Source organism: uncultured Helicobacter sp. (genome assembly GCF_937893305.1).
Taxonomy (GTDB): Bacteria; Campylobacterota; Campylobacteria; order Campylobacterales; family Helicobacteraceae; genus Helicobacter_D.
In genome coordinates, this window is record NZ_CALBGN010000018.1 from 13,430 (window position 1) to 34,753 (window position 21,324).

Below are 21,324 nucleotides of genomic sequence, written 5' to 3' on the forward strand. Positions count from 1 at the left end.
AGGAGAAATTATGGATGTTTTAGTGATTAATTGCGGAAGCTCTTCCCTTAAATATCAACTTATCAATACGCAAACAGAAGAAGTTTTAGCTTCTGGACTTTGTGATAGAATCGGAATCCAAGGGGGACAATTTAACTATAAACCCAAAAATGGAGAGAAAACTACACGAGATGTGGATATGCCAGATCACGAAGTTGCAGTAAAACTTGTTTTAAATGCACTTATTGACCCAAACGATGGAATTCTAAAATCCCTAGATGAAATCAAAGCAACAGGACACAGAATCGTTCATGGCGGAGAACATTTTACACAATCCGCACTTGTCAATGATGAAGTAATTCGCCATATTGAAGAATGCTCTGACTTAGCTCCACTACACAATCCAGCACATTTACTTGGAATCCGTGCCTGTCAGCATTTAATGCCAAATAAACCTATGGTTGCAGTCTTTGATACAGCATTTCATCAAACAATGCCACCGCGTGCATATATTTATGGCTTACCTTATGAATATTATGAAAAATACAAAATTCGCCGCTATGGATTCCACGGCACAAGCCACAGCTATGTATCCAAAAGGACAGCAGAATTTCTAGGAATCCCATTAGAAAACTCTAAAATCATCACTTGCCACTTAGGTAATGGATCAAGCATCTGTGCGGTTGAAAATGGCAAAAGCATTGATACAAGCATGGGATTAACCCCACTTGAAGGACTTGTAATGGGAACAAGAAGCGGTGATTTAGATCCCGCCATCATTGATTATATTGCACAAAAAGAAAATCTAAGCACAAAAGAAATTCTAAATATTTTAAATAAAAAATCTGGAGTTCTTGGAATCTCTGGATTATCTAGCGATTTTAGAGACTTGCTAGCTGCTGATGAAGAAGGCAATCTAAAAGCTCGTTTTGCGAGAGAAGTTTTTGCCTATCGTGTGGCAAAATATATAGGCTCTTATACAGCTGCACTAACAGGTGTTGATGCTATTACATTTTGTGCAGGTGTTGGAGAAAATGCTAAATTTATCCGCGGAAAAATTGTTTCACACTTGCAATTCTTAGGTATTACACTTGATGAGAAGGCTAATTTAAACACTGTAGGAAAAGAAGGAATCATCTCCACAAAAGATTCCAAAGTTAAAGTTTGTGTAATTCCGACAAATGAAGAATTAATGATTGCACGTGATACACGCGCTTTAGTTTCAGGAGAACATTTATAATCCAAGCCTTGCAACATTGCAAGACTTGGAATTAATCCACAAAATACGCCTTAATGCTATAACCGCGTTTGTTTGCAAGTTGCAAACTTGGACCCTCAAAGATTGTGGCTTTTGGAAGCTTTGCGTTAATAGCGCGAATTGCATTCCACGCTCTAAAACTAGCTAACCCTTCTTGCTTAAGCTCCGGAGAAAGCCCACGATAAGGATTTGTATCTACAATCCCTTGCACTTCAAAAGCCACTACACGCTTATCGTTTTGCAACTCTTTATCTACTTTTGTCGCAAGAGAAAGTAGGCAATTTTTAGGAATATCCCAGCGACCTATGTCCATAGCAAAACATTCAGCGATGATTTGCTGTTTGGGCTTAATGGTGTAGCGAAGTTTTTGCATTGTATTTTGCTTAGAAGTTTGGATTTCTTGAACGGAAGCATTTAAACCATTAAGAGAATGCGCAAGATTCTCTAGCTCACGCTCTTTTTGATAGAGTGCATCTTGTAGGCGTTTAATCTCATCATCTTTTGCATAACTTGCAGGATATGCAGTTGATGTAGAATTAGAATCTAGAACAGAATCTTGTGTCATCCCTAAAGATGTTTGAACCTTAGAAAGCATAGCCCGTCCACTAGGCTGGCTCAAAAAATAATATCCCCCACCAAGCACAAGCACAACTAGCACAACAATTAGTCCTAAAAGTGGCAAAAAACTACTACTTTTGGGATCTTCTAATGTGATTTCTGTAGAATCTGTAATTTTGGATTCCATATTTTGTGGCATTTGATTTTGTTCAGACATTTTTTACTCCTTATGCAACGCGTTTAAAGTTGGATTTAATATTTTCATACGCTTCATTAATTAAGCGAAATTTTTCCGCATAGCCATCAATAATCTTTTTATCCTGCCCATAAACATTATCAGGATGATAAATTTTTGCAAGCTCAATGTAACGATTTTTAACACATTCAAAATCGTCATTATATCCACAACCTAAAATCTTGTAGCTTTTTTTAAGCAATTTTTCTTCTTTTGTCAAATATTCTTCAAAACATTCAAAAGTATTATGTGTCCTAAAGGTTTCATAATCAAAATCTAAGACAATATTATGGATAATTTTTTGCGACAACATACTAATTAATTTCTCCCAAAAATAAGGGCTAGAAGAATCCAAAAAGATTTCTTGTTTAGTATAACTTAACAAAAATTCCTGAAAAAGAGAGCTTAAATAGCGTCTAGCAAGTCGATTCGGACGATTTAATTTTAAGCAAACTTGCGCATTTCCAAAAGAACTTTGAATAATCTGCAAAGAAACAATGATATGTTCTAACATTGCACGATTTTCTACCATTTTTATACGAATGGGGAGATAGCTGCTATCAATAATGCTTTGAAAATCTGGGTTTCCCCTTTTTGCTTCATCTTGCATTGCAACATGATATGCCCAATTTAGAAAATAATCCTTTTTGTAGCGTTCGCCATCGTCTAAAATAAGCACAGAACTTGAAAGACGATAAGCCTTAGAAAAATGTTTATAAGCAAAATCCACAGCACGCTTTAAAAACTGCGATTCTCTTTCAATGCTAATTTGAATGTATGGCTCTAGGAGCTCTACTTTCATCTTGCCTTCCTTTGCATTGCTTTCCTTTATTCTAAAATCCTATCTTTCGCACTTTGGTGCTTTCTAAAAAGACTTTAAAGCAATTTTAGTTCCATTTTTTAAAGTGCTAGGATTTGTGTGCGGATTTGCTGTAAATTTTGTGTAATTTTATCCATTTCTTTCTTAAGCGCAAAAGAAGTTTCTATTATTAATTTGGTTTTAGATTCTATGGTTTGTTCTGTGCATTCTAAAAATTGAGAATATGCTTTATTTAAAGAGTTCATTGGTCCAAAAAGTCGTGCTTGAAACTGTTCAAAACAAAAGGCTTCATTTAAAGCTTCACGCACATTTTCAAGTGTTGGATTAAAAAGTGCAAACTCCTCTTGATCTTCTTTGTGTTTTGCGATTGCGTTTTTAATTTTTAAATCAAGGCGTGCAAGTGTTAAATCAATAGCATTATTATAATTTAACGACAAAAAATTACTAAGAACATTTAGCTCACTTTGCAAAAAAGAAGTAGCAACAAGAGCGTTTTTGTTAAAATCTGACAAAATATTCTCATAACAATGTTGAACAAAATGATGTAAATCCTGCAAAGCTTGACTTTGCGGAGCGCAAAGATAAATCTCTAAGAACTTTGGCACAGAGTCCTGCCATAAAAAGATTTTTTGCGCAAGCGCATTGGTGTTTTGAAAAATGGATTCCACAAATAAATCTAAAAAATTTTTAATCTTTACGCTCATTACTTTATAATCTTTAACAAGCTGGGAATCTTGGTTTTGCAAGGCAATTTTGATTTTTTCTAAAGGCAGAATCGTAACTTCCTTTTCTTGCATTTTAGACTTCATTCCCAAAAAAGTTTTTGTATTTGTATGAAAGACAATGTGTTGCTTTTCTAGGGAATTAAAAATTTTTTGCGCCAGACTATCAAGCAACACATCTAAGCTCAAATAAAGTGCATTAAAAATCTTTTGTTCTTTTTCTTTAGAAATAGAACAATTTTTTGAAAAATCTATGCGACTTTGATTTAAAATCATTTGGAGTTTTTTATAACTTTGGTCAATTTTATGATATTGTAAGTGTAGGCGGATATGCATTTCTTTTAAGCGTTTTAGCGTGCTGTGAGATTTTGCAAGATTTGCTTTTGGTTTAATAGTTTGGTTTAAAAAATCAAAAATCAAAGGCATATTAGATTCTTGCATTAGATCCTTAAAATTGTTTTGATTGGCATTTTTTGAGTTGATTTTATCTTTAGTTTTTATAAAAAGTTCATTGAGTTTTTGAATATATTCTTTAGAATAATCTTCTTCAAAGTTAGAATCTGAATAAGATTTATTGCGTTTTAAAGCGATATCTTGAATATTATGCGCTAGACTCAAAAGCGTGTTTTCTAAGAATTTTTCTGTGGTATTTAATCTTGCTTTTAAAGCAAGTCTTGCAGAGATTGGAATCACATCTGCAAAAATCCCTTCAAATGCTGTTTTTGCATATTCTACGCTTGTTTGGATTTCTTTTTCATCTTTTAGACGATCTTTTTGATTTAACACACATAAACTTTTTTGAGCAAAATGAGTGCTAAACTCTCTTAAAAGTGTTTTTTCACTGTTTTTCCCTGCATTATCAATAAGAGTTAGCCATATAATCCCATCTATTTGCTCTAGTACCTTTAGCGTAGCGTGTGTGTCATCAGAGTTTTGAGAGTTAAAACCGGGCGTATCTAAAAAATTAATTTCTTTTAACAATAAGATAGGAGCATACAAACAAAAATGATCAATATTTTTGGAGTTTTCACGCGTTAGTTTATGGAGAAACTCCACATTTTGTAGCACTTTGCTCCCATCTTTATACAGAATCTCTAAAATATAATCCTCTCCATAGCAAATCTTACACACCCTTGAAGTAATCGGCGTAACACCTGTTGGCAAAATATCTTGTCCTAAAAGTGCGTTTAAAAAGGTACTTTTACCGCTTGAAAATTGCCCAATAATTGCAACTTGCATAGGTTCAGCACTTTTTTGTTCAAGATGCTCAAAAAAGCTTAGTGAATAATCGCTTGGATTTAGCATATTTTGACAATGTGTTATAAGCTTTTGCGTGGGAGTTCTTTGGTTAAATTTTTCTTGTAATGCAAGACAATCTTGGATATAGGATTTAAGCATTATCTCCCCTTGTTGCATAGTATTGTAACATTTCACATTCTTTAATTTGTGCTTTTAAAAGTTCTAAAATCTCCCTTAAAGTATTCTCCTTTTGCTCTTTTTGACTTGCATTTGCATGAAGATTTTTTAAAGCATTTTGTAAAATATTTTCTTTAGATTGTAAATCTAGCTCTAATTGCGTTTTAATAGAATCCAAAAGATCTGTAAAATATGCAATATGTTGGTCCTCAATAGCATTACTTTGATCAATTAATGCACTAATAAACTCCAAAAATCCCTCTTTAAAATCTTCTTCAAGAGAAGTTTTTAAGGAATCTTTTTTGTTTTTACTGAAAGTTTTAGCACTTTTTAACACTCTAGTTAGAATCTTAAGTTTAGTTTTTTGTAATAAAGTCGGATTAAAGCAAAGATTTGGGTTTTGATTCTGCAAGGCTGCACCTTCATTATTTAATGCAATATCTTCTAAATATGTTTGGAATTGCAAAGAGAGTTGAGAGATTTTTTTCTCTAAACTCTGCTTACTAAAGCGTAGAATCTCACTTAATAAATCCTTTAACCCTAAATCTAGTAGGTATTCTAAGCGTTGCTTGCTAGGAGTTTTACCCTTTTCATAATCATAAATAATATCTGCAAATATACGCTCACTTAAAATATTTTGTGCATTTAAAAGCTTTTGATGGAGTTGGTTTTGTAATGTAGTAGAAAAGTCTTTGAGTTGCATTATGACAGAATTTAGCGCATTTTTTGCAGATTCTAACGCACTTTGACTGCTTTCTCTCTTTTCTTTGGCTTTTGTAATTTGCATTTTAATTTCATCTTCTTTAGCAAACAACAATCTTTGCTCTAGCATAATGGAATCCAAAATACTTTGATGCACACGCTTAAAGCCTTGTGCGCAAAGATAAACGATATCCTTTGCCTTAGTGCTATTGTTTCCTAAAAGTGTTTGGTTAAGATACTCTATTAACGCTTCAAAATTAGAATCTTTTAGGTTATAACCTAACTCCTCTGCTTGACTAGGATTAATTTGACAAATTAAGGCAGGATAGCTTGCAATAGCAATAAAATCAAGGCGTTCAAAAAGTAGCTCTATCTCTTTGTTTTGTGTATTTTGCAAAGAAGATTTTATGCTTTCTTTTATACTCTCTTTTGTGTAAGCAAGCGCAGCTTCTAATTCACTTTTTTCTAATAAATCTGCGTGAGTTAGCACAATTAGGATTCTGCATAAATTCGCACTTTGCAATGCTTCTACAATAAAATCCCTATCAATTTGTGTAGCACTTTGTAAAGCATTCATTGCGTGAATTAGCAAATCGCATTTTGCTAAATAATCTTTAGTAATTTCTTCACGCTGAATTATAGGATCATCAAGCCCAGGAGTATCTACAATTTCTACATGATTTTGTAAAAATTCTAGCGGAGTAAAAAGTGTTGTTTCTTTAGTGAGATTGCAAATCTTGCTAGAATGATTTGCTGAAGTGTATTTAGGAAGTTCTTCAATACTAACATCAAGGCTTTGTGTGGAATCTTTTACAAAAGCTTCAAAACTCTTACTAAACTCTGCATTGCTAAAAAGGGCATTAAGTGAAGTTTCTTCTATAATAGACTTTAAATCCTGCCACTCTTTTGTGTTCCAAAAACTTACGCGCGCACTTGGAGTTTTTGCATATTCAAGGAGTGTTAGGCTTGCTGTTTCTGGTATTGTAGAAGTTCCTAAAATTTGTTGCCCTAAAAGTGCATTTAAAAGTGTGCTTTTCCCTGAACTTAAAACCCCTGTAACTCCGATTGAAAAATGCTGATTTTGCGCTTTTTGCAAAAGCAACTCTAAAGGTTCAAGATTTGAGAGCAGATGTGTAAAATGCTGTTCAATGCGTTCTTTTATGGCTATCTGTTGTGCTTTTAAAAGCTTTAGACCCTCTTCTAAAAAATCCTCTAAAAGTGCTTTGGAAGCTATAAAATTAGAATCATTTTTTTGTGTTTTTTGTATAGAATTAGAAGTAATTTTAGTATGAATAAGTAAATTAAAATAAGAAAAAATAGAATCTAAAAGCACGCTTTTGGTTAAATTCTCACGCTTTAAAATCTCAAGATTTAAAAGTGTGTTTTTTAGGAGTTCTTGTGTAGCTTTAGGATCATCTAAAAAAGCATTTTGCAAGTTTAAAAGCAAAGTATATTGCACTTGCATAATACCCTTAAAACTTAGAGTTTTACAATATATTTTACATAGCTTCTGAAGCGTTTCACTCTGCCAAAATGCATTAAAACCTTGCGCATCAAGACTAAAAAAAATTGCTAAAATTTCGCTTGCATTGCTATGGTCTAAGAGATGCAAATTCCCCAATGAAACAACTTCCTTAAAGTATTCTTGAAAATTTTTTTGAAAAAACTCTTGTAGTTGATTTTGCAAAAGATTTTGCTCCATTAAATTCCTTTAAAAATTTTACGATACATATAAAATAGCCACGCACTGCCAAATAAAACTCCACTTAACACAAAACATAAAACTTCCCATCCAAAAGCATTATAAAAATAACTAGGCAAAGTCGTTCCACAAGTTCCTCCTGCATAATAAAATGTCAAATACAGCCCATTTGTAATGCCTTTTTTATCTTTTTGCAAACTATTGATGAAGCCTGAAAGGACGGAATGCACAATAAACATACCAATACAAATAACAAATACAGAAAAAAACATCCACCAAAAATCCCGAATCAACATTAAAAGTGGTGCTATTCCAAAAATTATGAAACCAAAAATAATTGCATTTAATGCACCTTTGGAAATTTTTATAATAAAATTTGCAAGAAGTGCGGTAATAATTCCAATAACATAACCCGTATATAAAAATCCAATTTCAGCACTAGAAATATTTGGATAAATAGCTTTGATTTCAAAAGGCATTAAATTTAGCGCGCCCTGAAAGCAAAATAATACCAAAAATGCACCTATATATAAAAGAGCATAACGTTTATCTCCAAGAAAATCTAAAAATATTTTTGGTGTAATTTTTGAACTATTAATCTTATTGCTTTTGGGAATACGATAAGACATTAATGCAACACTTAAAGTTGTAATTCCTAAAAGCATAAAGGTAACCTGCCAAGAAAATAAAGAGGTGATTACTCCACTTCCAATGCGTGAAATAGCTCCACCAAAAACAGTAGATGCAACATAAATGCTAACATATTTTTGAATATTTTTAGAATCTAAGCGTGTAAGTATCGTAAGAGACGCTGTTAAGGACGCTGGAATCATTAAGGATTCTAAAATACGCAATATTAAAAAAGTGTTATAATCTTGGCTTAAGCAAAGCAGACATTGAAGGATTCCAATGCAAGTTAGTGCAAATATCAAAATAATACGCACATCAAATTTTTCCAATAAATATCCATACACAATTGGCGAAAATGCAAGTGCCAAAAGTGTAACAGAAGTAAAAAGCGTCACTTGAGAAATTGAAATCTCAAAAATCTCTACAAAAAGCGGATGAATAGGTTGAGTAACATAAATACTAGAAATTGTAACAATTGCACTTAACATAACAACAAGCAGAGTGTAGCTTTTCAAACAGAGAGTCCTTGAGTTCGCGATGCGCTATTTTAAGACAAAAAAGTTAAAAATGTTTTAAATTATCAAGTAAAAATTATTTTTACTTTTAATTAATTTAATTTTTTTTAAAATTCTACTTTTAAGCTAAAACTTTGGAGTTATTATGCGTAGAATTTTTACTTTCTTAATACCATTTTTATTTATTATGGGTTGTGCTTCTAAGAGCGATGAATTAGGAATTGGAAAATTCCCAACTCCTCCTGCTGACTCTAAGAAACAAGTTACATTAGTGGAAGGACCCAATTTATCTCAAAAGCTTGTGCGCCCTAACACAAACACAAAAGGACATCACACCCCCACAAAACACACTGAATTGCTTTTGCTAGCAACAAACGTTGGAGCTTCTAAAGATAATGTATCTGATTTACTATCCATTATGAGTCCTGAAGGGGGTGTTTTAACACTTTGGGCATTAAATGTTGGAAATTGGGTATGGGGATATTCGCTCATTGATAGTAAAGATTTTGGTGGAGCTAGGATTTGGCGGATTTTTACCAAGGCTGATGGCACCTCAGCGATTCAAAACGCCAAAGAAGGCACCTGCCTAAGCGCGTATAGAAATGGTGCGATTCACACTTACTGCAATATGGAAGATCCCACGCAGCTATGGCGATTTAATCTCTTTGACAATCAAGCTGTGCAGATCCAAAATGTCGCTACAAAGCAGTGCTTGCAAACCCCAAGCAATCAAGCCACGAGATTTTTTAGCATTTTTCTAACAGATTGTGTGCAGGGGGGCAAGCCAAATAGCGATCAGCAGTGGTTTATCACTGCTCCACCTTTAAATGCAGGTGTAGTTTTTAGCACAAATTTAAGTAAGGAATAGCAATGAAAATTCTTTTATTAACACTCATAAGCTTTGGTTTACTTTTTGGAAAAATTGAAGATTATGTTGTGGGAACTTGGAATCTACAAGGATCTTCAGCAAGCACGGAAAACAAATGGAATGTCAGCGTTAGGCAGCTAATCACTGGGGATAATCCTGTAAATATCCTAATGGTGCAAGAAGCAGGACGTGTACCTGCTACTGCTAGACCCACTGGCAGAGTAATCCAACCCGGTGGCACGCCCATTGAAGAATACACATGGGATCTAGGCACACGATCACGACCAAATTCTGTATTTATCTACTATGCAAATATTGATGTAGGAGCTAGAAGAGTGAATCTTGCCATTGTAAGTGCCAGACAAGCCGATGAAGTCTTTGTAGTCCGTCAAATGACAATTGCTCCTCAAATTTCTCGTCCTGCAATTGGCATTAGAATTGGTGATGATGTGTTTTTCAATATTCACGCTTTAGCAAGTGGGGGTGGAGATGCAGCAGCTTTAGTTACAGCCGTGCATGATACATTTCTCACACGCACAGATCTAAGCTGGATCATTGCTGGGGACTTTAATCGCGATCCTGCAAGCCTGCAATCCGGGCTTGATACAAGGATTACTAATCACATACGCATTGTTACGCAAAATTCTGCCACGCATTTTAGCAGGGGGGCTGCAAATAGGATTTTAGATTATGCGGTGGTGGGGCGAAGCTCTAGTGAGAGAAGAACATTAGCCTTGCCTGCTATCACAGCACTTTTAATAGCCGCTAGTGTGCGATCTCACCTATCATCCGATCATGTTCCTGTGCGTTTTGGAAACTTTAAGTAGAAAGGAAGAGTATGAAAAAATTATTGATGATTTTACTGCTTGGGATTAATGTGTATGCCGATGATCCAGAATTACCAGATTTTGTAGATTTTACTACGCCTGTTTCTATACGAAGTGCATTTTCTGGAGATATTGTGGGATTTGGTAAGGATAGAAATTGGACGATACGCGATATTCCTCTAACTGAAGATATGCTTAAAAATGATCCTTTTAAGAGCTTTGGTCTAGGGGCGGTGCAGTTTGTGCAGCTAGGCACGCAAGATGTTTGCCTAGCTTTGGGTGAAGATGGGCTTTTCACACGCAAGAATTGCAATGAAGATTTAGATTCTAAAAAATATGAAACGCTTTATACCATTATCCCTACAACCACGCCTGCTGTACAGATCCGCTCCTTTGTGCTAGATAAAAATGAGTGTATGACCGTGTTTAACAACCCCCAGCTCCCTAGAGGTAGGGGTATTGGAATCCGCCCTTGCGATGTGGATAGTCTTTTTTCTGTAGATTTAGATGTTTTGTTTTTACTCAATCCTCCTATTCGCGATGCAATGCTAATTAATCCTTAATAACTTTGCGTTTGGTTTTCGCCAAGGCAAAGCGCACATTAAATTCGCTGCCCCTACCTAAATCACTTTTTAGATTTATGGTGGCGTTATGGAGTTTTAAAGCGGATTTAACAATGGAAAGTCCAAGACCGCTACCACCAATTTTTTTGCTGCGACTTTTATCTACACAAAAAAAGCGTTCAAACACTCTCTCTTGCAACTCTTTTGGAATTCCAATACCGCTATCTTTTATGGAAAGCTCTACAAACTCACTGTTTGTTTTTAGCTTGATTTTTACAAAACCTCCCTTATAATTATATTTAATCGCATTATCACAAAGATTAAAAACTAAATTTTCTAAAAGTTCATCTACTCCTAAAATATAGGCATCTTCTAAATCTAGTTCAAAAGTTACAGAATGCTTATTTGCAAACATTTCTAAACGCCGATAAACGCGTTGCACAATCTCTTTTAGATTAAGAGTATTAAGTGGGAGAACCTGCGTTTCGTCTAAAAAAGAAATTTTTAAAATTTCATTAATCATTTCCAAAAGTCGTTTGGATTCTAAAAAAATTTTATCCACAAAATTTGGTAAATCTTCTTGTGCGACAAGCCCATTTTTAATCATTTCAGAACTTGCCATTATAGAAGTTAAAGGAGTTTTTAGCTCATGTGTTACATTTGCACTAAACTCTTTGCGTAAATTTTGCGTCTTTTTTAGCTCTGTAATATCACAAAGCACAATTAACATTCCTTTAAACTTAGATTTTTGTGAAAAAATCGGAGAAAATACCACTTCACATTCTAAGTTATTAGGGTAATGAAAGGTGAAATTTTCCCTAACATCACTTTTTAGCTTTTCTTTTTTAAAATCCTTAAGATATTGCAAAAGTAACTTTAAAAACTGCGCATTATCAAGTTCTAAAATATTATTAATACTTTTAAGATTAGAAAAATATTTCTCCGCACTTGTATTCTCACTCAAAATTTTTCCCGTGCGATTGATGAAGATTAATCCATCACTCATATTTTGCGTTAAAGACTGCAATTCTTGCTTCTTTTTCTTTAAATGTTTAAATTGGGTTTTCACGGCTTTGTTTTGGGATTTTATTCTTTCAATAAATTCTCCAAGTTCAGGGTATGGGAAGTTGTCTAAACTCTCAAAGTTTATTTTTTGAAGCGGCTTTAAAAAAATCTGTGTTAGGAGTTTTGCTAGCAAAATGCTACACAATGCAATCAAACAAAGACAAATTGCTCCATAAGAAAAAATCCAAAAAGTTGCCTGCTCTTTAAAAAAGGATTCCAACTTTAAAAACAAAGGCGCGCTAATTAAAGCCACCAAACCTACAATCACACTGAAAATTGTTAAAAAAAAATTTTTTTGCATTTAAAAGTCTTTAGAAATTTTATAGCCAACACCACGAATTGTTTTAATATATTTTCCAGCAACTCCTAGTTTTTTACGCAAAGTTTTAATATGAATATCAATTGTGCGACTCTCACTACTATAACTATACCCCCAAAGAATCTCTAAGAGTTCATCACGACTAAAAGCCCTATTTTGGTTTTTTAATAAAAATCCTAAAAGTTCAAACTCTTTTAAAGTTAATGCAACAGATTTTTCAGAAACTTTCACATTACGCGTGGTATAAGAAAGCTCCAAAATCCCATAACAAATTGTATCAGATTCCTTATTACGCCTTAAAATTGCACGCACTCTTGCTAAAAACTCCATAACACTAAAAGGCTTTGTAATATAATCATCAGCACCTAAATCTAGCCCTTTAACTTTATCAAACTCATTATTTAAAGCAGTAAGCATTAAAACAGGAAGTTCTTGCGTAGAAGAATTTGTTTTAATGTCTTTTAAAATCTCAAATCCACTAGCATTTGGCAGCATCACATCAAGAACTAAGATTTGTGGGAGTGTAGTTTTTAACGCCTCTTTAAAAGTTTTAATTTCCAAAAAACCTTGTGCTTGTATATTTTGACTTTTTAAAGCATACAGCACAAGCTCTAATATGTTTGGATCATCTTCTAAGACAAAAACCATAAGATTCCTTTACAAATGAAAAGGATATTTTAACCAAATCTCCCATTAACATAATCTTGTGTTTTTTTGTCTTTTGGATTGTTAAAGATTTTTTCTGTATCATCAAACTCAATCACTTCTCCAAGCAAGAAAAAGGCGGTTTGATCAGAAATTCTAGCCGCTTGCTGCATATTATGTGTAACAATTACAATGGTATATTCTTTTTTAAGACGCAAAATAAGCTCTTCAATCTTAAGTGTAGAAATCGGATCAAGCGCACTTGTAGGTTCATCCATCAAAATCACTTCAGGATTGACTGCAAGCGTTCTTGCAATACATAGCCTTTGTTGCTGCCCCCCACTTAATCCAAGCGCAGATTTATCAAGTCTATCTTTTAAATCGTCCCATAAAGCTGCATCTTTTAAGGAGGATTCCACAATTTCATCTAATTTAGATTTTTTCTTAATGCCGTGCGTCTTTGGTCCAAAAGTAATATTATCATAAATACTCATAGGAAAAGGATTTGGCTTTTGAAACACCATTCCAACTTTCTTACGCAAAACATTGACATCATAATCTTTATAAATGTTTTTGCCATCAAAGAGAATCTTGCCCTTAATCTTGCAATTTTCCACTAAATCATTCATACGATTTAAACTCTTAATAAAAGTGGATTTTCCACAACCGCTAGGTCCAATAAACGCTGTAACCTTGCCCTTTTTAATATCCATATTAATATCTTTTAGAGCAAGAAATTCTCCATAGTTTAAAGACATTTTTTTAATTTCAAAACAATTTTTCATTTGATTTCCTATGCTTTAACAAATTTTTTCGCAATATAATTTGAACCAAGGTTAATTAAAAAGACAATTACAATAAGAATCGTCGCTGTGCTATATGCTTCATTAATATGCTGTCCTTCACTTGAAATTGCATACATATGCACACTTAAAGTTCTCCCTGAATCCATAAGTCCAGCAACTTTTGCCACACTCCCTGAAGTATAAAGCAAAGCCGCAGATTCTCCAACAATTCTACCAATACTTAAAATTACTCCTGCTAAAATCCCGGGTATTGCAGAAGGCAAGATGATGACAAAAATCGTGCGTAATTTCCCAGCACCAAGCGCAAAACTTGCTTCCCTAAAACTAAGCGGGACGGATTTTAAGGCTTCTTCGGCACTTCTTAAAACTAAAGGCAAAACCATAACAGCTAGAGTTAAACCTCCAGCAACAAAGCTAGTCTTAAATCCAAAATAAATCACAAAAGCTAAATATCCAAACAAGCCATAAACAATACTTGGGATACCAACCAATGTTTCAGATGCGATTCTTACTGCGTTTAAAATTTGACTTTTTTTGCTCCCATACTCACTTAAATAAATTGCCCCAAAAATCCCAAGTGGCATTGCAAGTACAAGCGCAAAAAGAACCATATTTAAGGTATTTATGATAGCTGGTGTCATAGAAATATTTTGACTATTATATTCCCAAGCAAACATTTCCAAATTTAAATGTGCAATTCCTTTTATAAAAATAAATCCAATCAAAATCAAAAAAACAAGCAGCACACAAACCATAGAAGCACGCATTAAAAAGGCTAAACTAAGAGTTAAGTTATCTGTTTTTACGCGTTTCATTTTGCCTCCTTTTTAAGTGCATTAAAACAGGTGTTAATGAACAAAATAAAGACAAATAGCACAACTGCATTTGCAATCAACACTTCTCTGTGTAAATCTTGTGCATATCCCATTTCAAGGACAATATTTGTTGTTAGTGTTCTAACCCCTTCTAAAACACTTGTTGGGATTAAGACTTGATTGCCCGCAACCATAATTACCGCCATTGCCTCACCAATAGCACGCCCAACACCAAGTATTATAGAAGCCAAGATTCCACTTTTTGCAGCAGGGATTAACGCAAAAAATACGCTTCTTTCCTTGCTTGCTCCAAGTGCTAATGCACCTTCATAATAACTCTCTGGCAAGGCATCAATAGATGCTTTTGAAACTAAAATAATTGTAGGCAAAATCATAATACTCAAAATCAGTGCAGCTGCCAACACGCTTTTTCCCGGGATTCCACTAAAAGTTGTTGCAAGCAATGGGACAATCACAACAAGTCCAAAAAACCCATACACAACAGATGGAATCGCTCCTAAAAGTTCAATTGCTGGCAGAATATACTTTTTTTCTTGTTTGCTAGCAAAACGAGAGAGATAGATTGCACTTAAAACACCAAGTGGAACACCTATAAAAATCGCAAGAGCAGTTACATAAATACTGCCTACAATCATAGGAAAGATTCCAAAGATTTCTTCAGTAGGATACCAATCCATTCCAAAAATAAAATCAAAAAAACCTATTTGAGTGATTGTTGGAATCGCATTAACAAATAAAAAGAAACAAATCATTAAAACAGCGAAAATTGAGAGAAGTGCGCAAAGGGCAAAAATGCCCTTAAAAATTTTTTCTTGCATAAGTCAAGCTTTCTTTTAAAATTTTAATTTATTTAGCATCCTGCCATTGTGTAATTTCACCCATAAAGATTTTCTTTACGGAATCTTTTTTAAGATTTTCTACACCATTTTCTTTATTAACGATAACTGCTAATCCATCAATAGCTAATACAAGCGGTGTTACACCCTTTTTAATCTCGCTATCTTTAACTTCGCGACTTACCATACCAATATCAGCAATACCCTCAACTACACTATTTACACCTGTTGTAGAATCACTTTGTTGAATTTCAATTGTTGCATTTGGATTAACAGATTTATAAGATTCTGCAAGTTTTTCCATTAAAGGCGTTACGGAGCTTGAACCTGCTACAACAAGTTTTCCTTTAGGTTGTTTGCTTTTAAAACTTGCCCTTGCAGTTGCGATATAACCAGCTTTTTCTACGATTCCTTTTGCTTCTGTTGAAGTGCTATATTTTAAGAAATCTTCAATAAGTGGATTTGTTGTTTTTGTAACAACATTGAAAGGACGAGAAATTTTATAACTTTTATTATTGATGTTTTCTACACTTGGTGCAACACCATCAATTTTTAATGCCTTTACACTATCATTTAAAGAACCAAGAGAGATATAACCAATGGCACTTTTAGAGTTTGCAACGGTTGTTAGCATAACTCCTGTTGAGTTTGTAACTTCTGCTTTTTGTGTTGTTGCATCAACTTTTTTGTTGTTGATTTTCTTTTGGATTTCAAAAATTTCTACAAATGCTCCACGCGTTCCAGAACCCATTTCTCTAGAAATTGGAAAAATATTTTCCGCCATTGCACTTGTGCCTAATAATAATCCTGCCAATAAACCTAATGCGTATTTCTTCATACGATTCTCCTAAAAATTTTAAAGATGTGAAAGTATAAGAAAAGATTGTAAAGACAAAAAGTGCGAAATGTAAAGTTTTTGTAAAGTTTAAGTTGGAATCCAAAATGCTTTTAAATTCCATAATTTTGGAATAAAAATTGCTTTTACCTGTGAAAGAATTTTTCTTAAGGATAAAAAATGCGTATAGGGACTCACTCTAGATACACAATGATGCAATATCATCAAAACAAAACAATGAATGGCTTAAATAGTGTTTTAGCGCAAATGAATGGTTTAAAAATCCAATATGGCTATCAAAATTCTTCAATTTTCAATAAAACACTATCCCTTGATTTTAATATCAACACTCTAACTCAAAGCAAAGAGCTTGCCAATAATGCTTTAACTTTTACAAAGCACACAGACACTGCACTAAGTGAGCTTGCAAAAAGTATGGATAATTTTAAAACCAAACTTGTGCAAGGCGCAAATGATATCCACAATGAAACTTCAAGGCTCGCTATTGCAAAGGATTTAAGAGCAATTAGAGATCACTTTTTATCCATTGCAAATACTTCTATTGGTGGAGAATATATTTTTGGAGGGACTGCCACAACAAAGCCTCCTTTTAATGCAAATGGGAGCTATAATGGAAATGGGGATGTTTTAAGCGCACTTCTTGGATCTAATAATTCTCTTCCTTATAACATTACAGGTTCAGAGTTGTTTTTTGGATCAGATAGAGATACAAACCGTGTCATTTCCACAAATGTACCAAAGTTTAATCAAAGCAAATTACACCCAGAAATTATGGATCCCTTACATCCAACAGGACAAGGGCAGGAAGTTTATATTAAAGCTGATGATCCTTTAAGAGATTTAGTAGGAGATAATGATTCAGATACTAACAATAATGATCCAGAAGTCTTTTATATCACAGGTAGAAAACCTGATGGGACAGCATTTAAATCTAAGTTTGAAATGGAAGTTTCTTACACGGATAAAGGACAAGCCCCAAAAGTGCAAGATTTGCTAGATAAAATCGGACGTGAGTTTGGAAACACAGAAACAAGCAAAGTTGTAGATGTTACACTCAATGAGTGGGGACAAATTGAGATTAAAGACTTAACAGGTGGGCGTTCAAACATAGAATTTTCTATGGTTTCAAGCTCTTATAAATCCCCAAATAACCAAAATGCAAATCCAAATGCAAATCCGCCAACAGATGGGATTGGAGTTTTAGACATTGATGAACTTTTAAATAGCGGAGCAAAGGTTAATAGCTATGTGCAAAGCCCATTTTTAGGCTCCTTCTCAAGTAATGCAATCACTTCAGTAGAAGACTATAACGATCACAGAATTCATACAATCCCAACAACCTTTAGAACACATACCAATGAAATTGCAAAAACTACGACACTTCTTAGTGATATTTTCCCAGAAGGTGTAGATTCTATTAGTTTAGGAGGGACAGCAGCAAATACTGCGCCTGATGTTGCAGGTGGTGCAGTAGGTCCTGTGAATTTTCCGATTGGTCCAAATACAACTATCCAAGATTTAATGGATCAAATCAAAAACACTTATAGCGCAGGTGGTGGTGATGTAGATGTGCAATTCTCTGATGGCAAGATTATTGTTGTAGATAATAATGTTTCTAAAAAAACTCCACCAGATCAAGATCCAAATACTCTACCTTTCACAGGAGAAAGCTCTTTATCAATCACGCTAACAGCACAAGCTGGGGGGCAGCCCACAAATGGATTCCGCAATGATTATAGCGTAGAATATGATCGGGTAGATTTTTCACGCAATGGCGCAACACTAAGCTCTAATATCTCACAAGTGATCCGCGGAAGCAACGAATATGCCAAGCTTGAAACAAAACTTTCTGAAGTTGCAGGCACAAGCCTAGATGGGCATACTTACAACTTTGAAGTTAAAGATGTCAATGGGACGCCTATTAAAGGACGCATTGAGTTTAGAGATGCTGGGAGTGTTATGGTTATTGACTCTCCAGCGCAAATCAATGGTGTAAATATTGCAGGGGTTGAAGTGCCGATTTTACAAGCAAATGGAAATCCTCCACAAGTCTCTGGAGATCCAACAGGAGCAAATGATGTTACCTATCAACAATTAGCAGATACATTAGGAATGGTCTTAAACCTAAGCAATTCTAATCCGGGAGATTTAACAAATGTCTTTGACCCTAATGCTGACTTTAACGATCCTGCAAACAAAGCAGCCTATGAAGCAATGTTAGGTAATGCAAAGCATAATGTCAATGTAACGCTTGATGTCAATGGAGCATTACAAATTAAAGACTTGCACAGAACTCCCACGAGAATGGAATTTTCACTCTATGATAGCACGAGTGATAATTACACATTAAATGCAGAAGGGAGAATTGATGGCAGCAAGCCTGCTTTAACTTTTCAAGCAAATAGTGCAGTGATTGCTGATGATCCACATGTTAATTTCTTTCAGCAAATTGACAAAATGATAGAAGCTCTAGAAGCAGGTTCTTATAGACCCGGTGGCACAAGCACTTATGGAGATATAATGCGTAATCCGGGTGTGCAAAATGCAATTTTAGCATTTGATCATTTAGCAGATCATGTCAATAAAGTGCATACAAAAAATGGTTCTCAAGGTAACGCATTTGAATACTCCATTGAGCGCACAGAAGTGCTAATTGTGCAAGCAAAAACATTGCGTTCTGATACTATTGATACAGATTTTGCAGAAGCATATTTGCAATTTTCTACACTTTCTATGGGTTATCAAGCAATGCTTTCTAGTGTTGGAAAAATCACTCAACTCTCATTAGTAAATTATCTTTAATTCTCTCAAATAAAATTTACAAATCACGCCTTTTTGGCGGATTTCTTATTCCCATAAAAGCAAACTTAAGATACAATCATAGCTTCATTTTATAAAAAAGGCAAAAGATGCTTACAAATCCAGTTATTGTATCAATTTTAGTAATGGGAGCTTTGTGTCTAGCGCGCCTAAATGTTTTACTAGCAATTTTAATTTCAGCGCTTGTTGCTGGAGCTTTGGGAGGACTTGGAGTTGAAAAAAGCATTAGTTTGCTAATCTCTGGAATGGCTGGAAACTTAGAAACCGCTCTTAGCTATATTTTACTAGGCGCTCTTGCAAGTGCGATCGCACAGACAAATCTCACAACAATTTTAATCCACTACATTGCAAAATTTGTGCAAAATCGCCGCTTAATGTTTTGTTTATCTCTTGCTTTTTTTGCCTGTTTCTCGCAGAATCTAATCCCTGTGCATATTGCCTTTATCCCTATTTTAATCCCACCTTTACTGCCTTTAATGAATCGTTTAAAGATTGATAGACGCGCTGTTGCTTGTGCGCTTACTTTTGGACTAAAAGCCCCTTATGTGAGTTTTGGAGCAGGATTTGGGCTTATTTTTCACACAATTTTGCGCGATCAACTTAGTCAAAATGGCGTGCAAGTAAGCTTAGATGATATTGCAAGCGTAATGTGGATAGGCGGAGCTTGTATGCTTGTAGGTTTGTTCTTTGGGATTTTTGTATTTTATAGGAAGCCTAGAGAATATCAAAACACTTATCTTTCACAAGAAATAATGGAATCTTTAGATAAACCAAAAATGCGCCAAAAAGATATTGCAGTGCTTCTTGGAGCCATAGTCGCATTTGTGGTGCAACTATGGCTAAAGTCCTTGCCACTTGGTGGGCTATGTGGGCTTATTGTAATGATTGCGCTTGGTGGAATTAAATGGAGTGAAATTGATAGCGTAATGGAAGAAGGCTTCAAAATGATGGCATTTATTGCTTTTGTAATGCTTGTAGCGGCAGGTTTTGGTGCAGTGCTTAAAGAAACAGGGGCAATTACTACGCTTGTGGATTATGTTGCAACATTTTCAAATGGAAAAATGCTAAGTGCATTTATGATGCTACTTGTTGGACTTTTTATCACGCTTGGAATTGGAACTTCTTTTGGGACAATCCCTATTATTGCAGCAATTTATTGCCCACTAGCACTAGCCTTAGGATTCTCACCAGCAGCAATTATTTTGCTTGTTGGAATTGCTGGAGCATTAGGAGATGCAGGAAGTCCAGCAAGCGATAGCACACTTGGACCAACAGCAGGATTAAACGCAGATAAACAACATAATCATATTTGGGATACTTGCGTGCCAACATTTTTAATGTATAATATCCCACTAATCATCGGTGGCACAATGGGTGCAATTTTATTATAAGGAATTTTTATGCGTGATTTTATAGGGATTGCTAAAGAAGTTTTTGACCTAGAAGCACAATCAATTTTAGATTTAAAAGAACAAATCAATTCTAATTTTAATGCAGTCATTACTTGTATTTTGGGACTAAAGGGGAGATTAATTATAAGCGGCATGGGAAAATCTGGACATATTGGAGCAAAAATTGCCGCAACTTTAGCTAGCACAGGCACACCTAGCTTTTTTATGCACCCAGCTGAAGCATTACACGGGGATTTAGGAATGCTAAGAGAAGAAGATGCTCTGCTTGCTATCTCAAATTCTGGTGAGAGTGAAGAAATTTTGCGCTTAATCCCATCTATTAAAGCACGCAAAATCCCATTAATTGGATTAAGTGGCAAAAGTGATTCCACATTAGCCAAACAAAGTGATTATTTTTTAAGCATCAAGGTAGAAAAAGAGGCTTGCCCTTTACAACTTGCCCCCACAAGTTCTACAACAGCAACTCTAGCAATGGGAGATGCCATTGCTGTTGCACTAATGCGCGCAAAAAACTTTAAGCTAGAAGATTTTGCACTTTTTCATCCGGGAGGGAGTTTGGGACGCAAGCTTTTAACGCGTGTTAAAGATATAATGATAAAAGAAAATCTGCCCATTGTAACACCAGATTTAAACTTTAAATCCTTAATTGCTGAAATGACTTCCAAAAAACTTGGAATGTGCCTAGTGTGTGAAGATACAAAACTCTTAGGGATTATTACAGATGGTGATTTGCGCCGCGCTTTGAATGCAGATAAATTTAACGCTAAAGCCTATGAAATTATGACAAGCAATCCAAAAACCATTGATTCAAATGCAATGGCAACAGAAGCGGAATCCTTAATGCTAAAACACAATATTAAAGAATTAGCTGTGATGCACAACACAGATTGCATAGGCATTGTGCAACTCTATGCAATCGCTAAAGTCTAACTGC

The 21,324-nt window shown here is 34.7% G+C and carries 18 protein-coding genes; 7 read left to right on the forward strand and 11 right to left on the reverse strand.

Going from position 1 to position 21,324, the window contains the following annotated elements; all coding sequences use genetic code 11:
* The first annotated feature begins 10 nt into the window (after positions 1-10).
* A complete protein-coding gene (locus tag Q0358_RS06590; protein ID WP_299549143.1) occupies positions 11-1,219 on the forward strand; it encodes an acetate kinase in 1,209 nt (402 codons plus the stop codon).
* A gap of 31 nt (positions 1,220-1,250) precedes the next feature.
* Here Q0358_RS06590 and Q0358_RS06595 read toward each other — a convergent pair whose 3' ends face one another.
* The 5 genes from Q0358_RS06595 to Q0358_RS06615 form a co-directional block, all read right to left on the reverse strand.
* Positions 1,251-2,012, reverse strand: coding sequence for a hypothetical protein (locus Q0358_RS06595; protein ID WP_299549145.1), 762 nt, complete (start codon positions 2,010-2,012; stop codon positions 1,251-1,253).
* A gap of 10 nt (positions 2,013-2,022) precedes the next feature.
* Complete coding sequence (locus Q0358_RS06600; protein WP_299549147.1) at positions 2,023-2,832, reverse strand: J domain-containing protein; 810 nt, start codon at positions 2,830-2,832, stop codon at positions 2,023-2,025.
* A gap of 98 nt (positions 2,833-2,930) precedes the next feature.
* Complete coding sequence (locus tag Q0358_RS06605; RefSeq protein ID WP_299549149.1) at positions 2,931-4,970, reverse strand: dynamin family protein; 2,040 nt, start codon at positions 4,968-4,970, stop codon at positions 2,931-2,933.
* A complete protein-coding gene (locus tag Q0358_RS06610; protein ID WP_299549151.1) occupies positions 4,963-7,392 on the reverse strand; it encodes a dynamin family protein in 2,430 nt (809 codons plus the stop codon). The genes Q0358_RS06605 and Q0358_RS06610 overlap by 8 nt, the downstream gene beginning before the upstream one ends.
* Complete coding sequence (locus tag Q0358_RS06615; RefSeq protein ID WP_299549153.1) at positions 7,392-8,537, reverse strand: MFS transporter; 1,146 nt, start codon at positions 8,535-8,537, stop codon at positions 7,392-7,394. The genes Q0358_RS06610 and Q0358_RS06615 overlap by 1 nt, the downstream gene beginning before the upstream one ends.
* Before the next feature lie 145 nt (positions 8,538-8,682).
* On the opposite strand from Q0358_RS06615, the gene Q0358_RS06620 reads away from it, so the two are divergent.
* From Q0358_RS06620 to Q0358_RS06630, 3 genes are read left to right on the forward strand one after another with little or no spacing between them, the layout of a single operon-like run.
* A complete protein-coding gene (locus Q0358_RS06620; protein ID WP_299549155.1) occupies positions 8,683-9,405 on the forward strand; it encodes an RICIN domain-containing protein in 723 nt (240 codons plus the stop codon).
* Positions 9,406-9,407: 2 nt separating this feature from the next.
* Positions 9,408-10,232 carry a cytolethal distending toxin subunit B family protein gene (locus Q0358_RS06625; protein ID WP_299549157.1) on the forward strand — a complete coding sequence of 275 codons (825 nt, stop codon included), beginning with the start codon at positions 9,408-9,410 and terminating at the stop codon, positions 10,230-10,232.
* A gap of 11 nt (positions 10,233-10,243) precedes the next feature.
* Entirely contained in the window at positions 10,244-10,795 is a 552-nt protein-coding gene (locus tag Q0358_RS06630) for a toxin (protein WP_299549159.1), read from the forward strand.
* Here the strand turns inward: Q0358_RS06630 and Q0358_RS06635 are convergent.
* Genes Q0358_RS06635 through Q0358_RS06660 form a run of 6 tightly spaced genes read right to left on the reverse strand, consistent with a single transcriptional unit; the run spans position 10,785 to position 16,140 of the window.
* Entirely contained in the window at positions 10,785-12,161 is a 1,377-nt protein-coding gene (locus Q0358_RS06635) for an ATP-binding protein (protein WP_299549161.1), read from the reverse strand. The two genes, Q0358_RS06630 and Q0358_RS06635, sit on opposite strands and share 11 nt — an antisense overlap.
* The gene (locus Q0358_RS06640; protein ID WP_299549163.1) at positions 12,162-12,827 is read right to left on the reverse strand and encodes a response regulator transcription factor; all 666 of its coding nucleotides are present in this window, start codon (positions 12,825-12,827) and stop codon (positions 12,162-12,164) included.
* A gap of 29 nt (positions 12,828-12,856) precedes the next feature.
* The gene (pstB, locus tag Q0358_RS06645; protein ID WP_299549165.1) at positions 12,857-13,609 is read right to left on the reverse strand and encodes a phosphate ABC transporter ATP-binding protein PstB; all 753 of its coding nucleotides are present in this window, start codon (positions 13,607-13,609) and stop codon (positions 12,857-12,859) included.
* Positions 13,610-13,617: 8 nt separating this feature from the next.
* Positions 13,618-14,445 carry a phosphate ABC transporter permease PstA gene (pstA, locus tag Q0358_RS06650; RefSeq protein ID WP_317381192.1) on the reverse strand — a complete coding sequence of 276 codons (828 nt, stop codon included), beginning with the start codon at positions 14,443-14,445 and terminating at the stop codon, positions 13,618-13,620.
* The gene (gene pstC / locus Q0358_RS06655) at positions 14,442-15,284 is read right to left on the reverse strand and encodes a phosphate ABC transporter permease subunit PstC (protein WP_299549167.1); all 843 of its coding nucleotides are present in this window, start codon (positions 15,282-15,284) and stop codon (positions 14,442-14,444) included. The genes pstA and pstC overlap by 4 nt, the downstream gene beginning before the upstream one ends.
* A gap of 28 nt (positions 15,285-15,312) precedes the next feature.
* Positions 15,313-16,140: a substrate-binding domain-containing protein gene (locus Q0358_RS06660; protein ID WP_299549169.1), complete on the reverse strand. Its 828-nt coding sequence runs from the start codon at positions 16,138-16,140 to the stop codon at positions 15,313-15,315.
* Positions 16,141-16,317: 177 nt separating this feature from the next.
* Here Q0358_RS06660 and flgL point away from each other — a divergent pair, with 177 nt between their 5' ends.
* From flgL to Q0358_RS06675, 3 genes are all read left to right on the forward strand, one after another.
* Entirely contained in the window at positions 16,318-18,960 is a 2,643-nt protein-coding gene (gene flgL, locus Q0358_RS06665) for a flagellar hook-associated protein FlgL (RefSeq protein ID WP_299549171.1), read from the forward strand.
* 107 nt (positions 18,961-19,067) lie between these two features.
* Positions 19,068-20,369, forward strand: coding sequence for an SLC13 family permease (locus Q0358_RS06670; RefSeq protein ID WP_299549173.1), 1,302 nt, complete (start codon positions 19,068-19,070; stop codon positions 20,367-20,369).
* Between the two features lie 9 nt (positions 20,370-20,378).
* The gene (locus Q0358_RS06675) at positions 20,379-21,320 is read left to right on the forward strand and encodes a KpsF/GutQ family sugar-phosphate isomerase (RefSeq protein WP_299549175.1); all 942 of its coding nucleotides are present in this window, start codon (positions 20,379-20,381) and stop codon (positions 21,318-21,320) included.
* The last annotated feature ends 4 nt before the right edge of the window (positions 21,321-21,324 follow it).

What these genes read in the sequence shown, in the direction of transcription:
- Q0358_RS06590 (WP_299549143.1), top strand. Translation starts at nt 11, where the DNA reads ATGGATGTTTTAGTGATTAATTGCGGAAGCTCTTCCCTTAAATATCAA.
- Q0358_RS06595 (WP_299549145.1), bottom strand. Translation starts at nt 2,012, where the DNA reads ATGTCTGAACAAAATCAAATGCCACAAAATATGGAATCCAAAATTACA.
- Q0358_RS06600 (WP_299549147.1), bottom strand. Translation starts at nt 2,832, where the DNA reads ATGAAAGTAGAGCTCCTAGAGCCATACATTCAAATTAGCATTGAAAGA.
- Q0358_RS06605 (WP_299549149.1), bottom strand. Translation starts at nt 4,970, where the DNA reads ATGCTTAAATCCTATATCCAAGATTGTCTTGCATTACAAGAAAAATTT.
- Q0358_RS06610 (WP_299549151.1), bottom strand. Translation starts at nt 7,392, where the DNA reads ATGGAGCAAAATCTTTTGCAAAATCAACTACAAGAGTTTTTTCAAAAA.
- Q0358_RS06620 (WP_299549155.1), top strand. Translation starts at nt 8,683, where the DNA reads ATGCGTAGAATTTTTACTTTCTTAATACCATTTTTATTTATTATGGGT.
- Q0358_RS06625 (WP_299549157.1), top strand. Translation starts at nt 9,408, where the DNA reads ATGAAAATTCTTTTATTAACACTCATAAGCTTTGGTTTACTTTTTGGA.
- Q0358_RS06630 (WP_299549159.1), top strand. Translation starts at nt 10,244, where the DNA reads ATGAAAAAATTATTGATGATTTTACTGCTTGGGATTAATGTGTATGCC.
- Q0358_RS06635 (WP_299549161.1), bottom strand. Translation starts at nt 12,161, where the DNA reads ATGCAAAAAAATTTTTTTTTAACAATTTTCAGTGTGATTGTAGGTTTG.
- Q0358_RS06640 (WP_299549163.1), bottom strand. Translation starts at nt 12,827, where the DNA reads ATGGTTTTTGTCTTAGAAGATGATCCAAACATATTAGAGCTTGTGCTG.
- pstB (WP_299549165.1), bottom strand. Translation starts at nt 13,609, where the DNA reads ATGAAAAATTGTTTTGAAATTAAAAAAATGTCTTTAAACTATGGAGAA.
- pstA (WP_317381192.1), bottom strand. Translation starts at nt 14,445, where the DNA reads ATGAAACGCGTAAAAACAGATAACTTAACTCTTAGTTTAGCCTTTTTA.
- pstC (WP_299549167.1), bottom strand. Translation starts at nt 15,284, where the DNA reads ATGCAAGAAAAAATTTTTAAGGGCATTTTTGCCCTTTGCGCACTTCTC.
- Q0358_RS06660 (WP_299549169.1), bottom strand. Translation starts at nt 16,140, where the DNA reads ATGAAGAAATACGCATTAGGTTTATTGGCAGGATTATTATTAGGCACA.
- flgL (WP_299549171.1), top strand. Translation starts at nt 16,318, where the DNA reads ATGCGTATAGGGACTCACTCTAGATACACAATGATGCAATATCATCAA.
- Q0358_RS06670 (WP_299549173.1), top strand. Translation starts at nt 19,068, where the DNA reads ATGCTTACAAATCCAGTTATTGTATCAATTTTAGTAATGGGAGCTTTG.
- Q0358_RS06675 (WP_299549175.1), top strand. Translation starts at nt 20,379, where the DNA reads ATGCGTGATTTTATAGGGATTGCTAAAGAAGTTTTTGACCTAGAAGCA.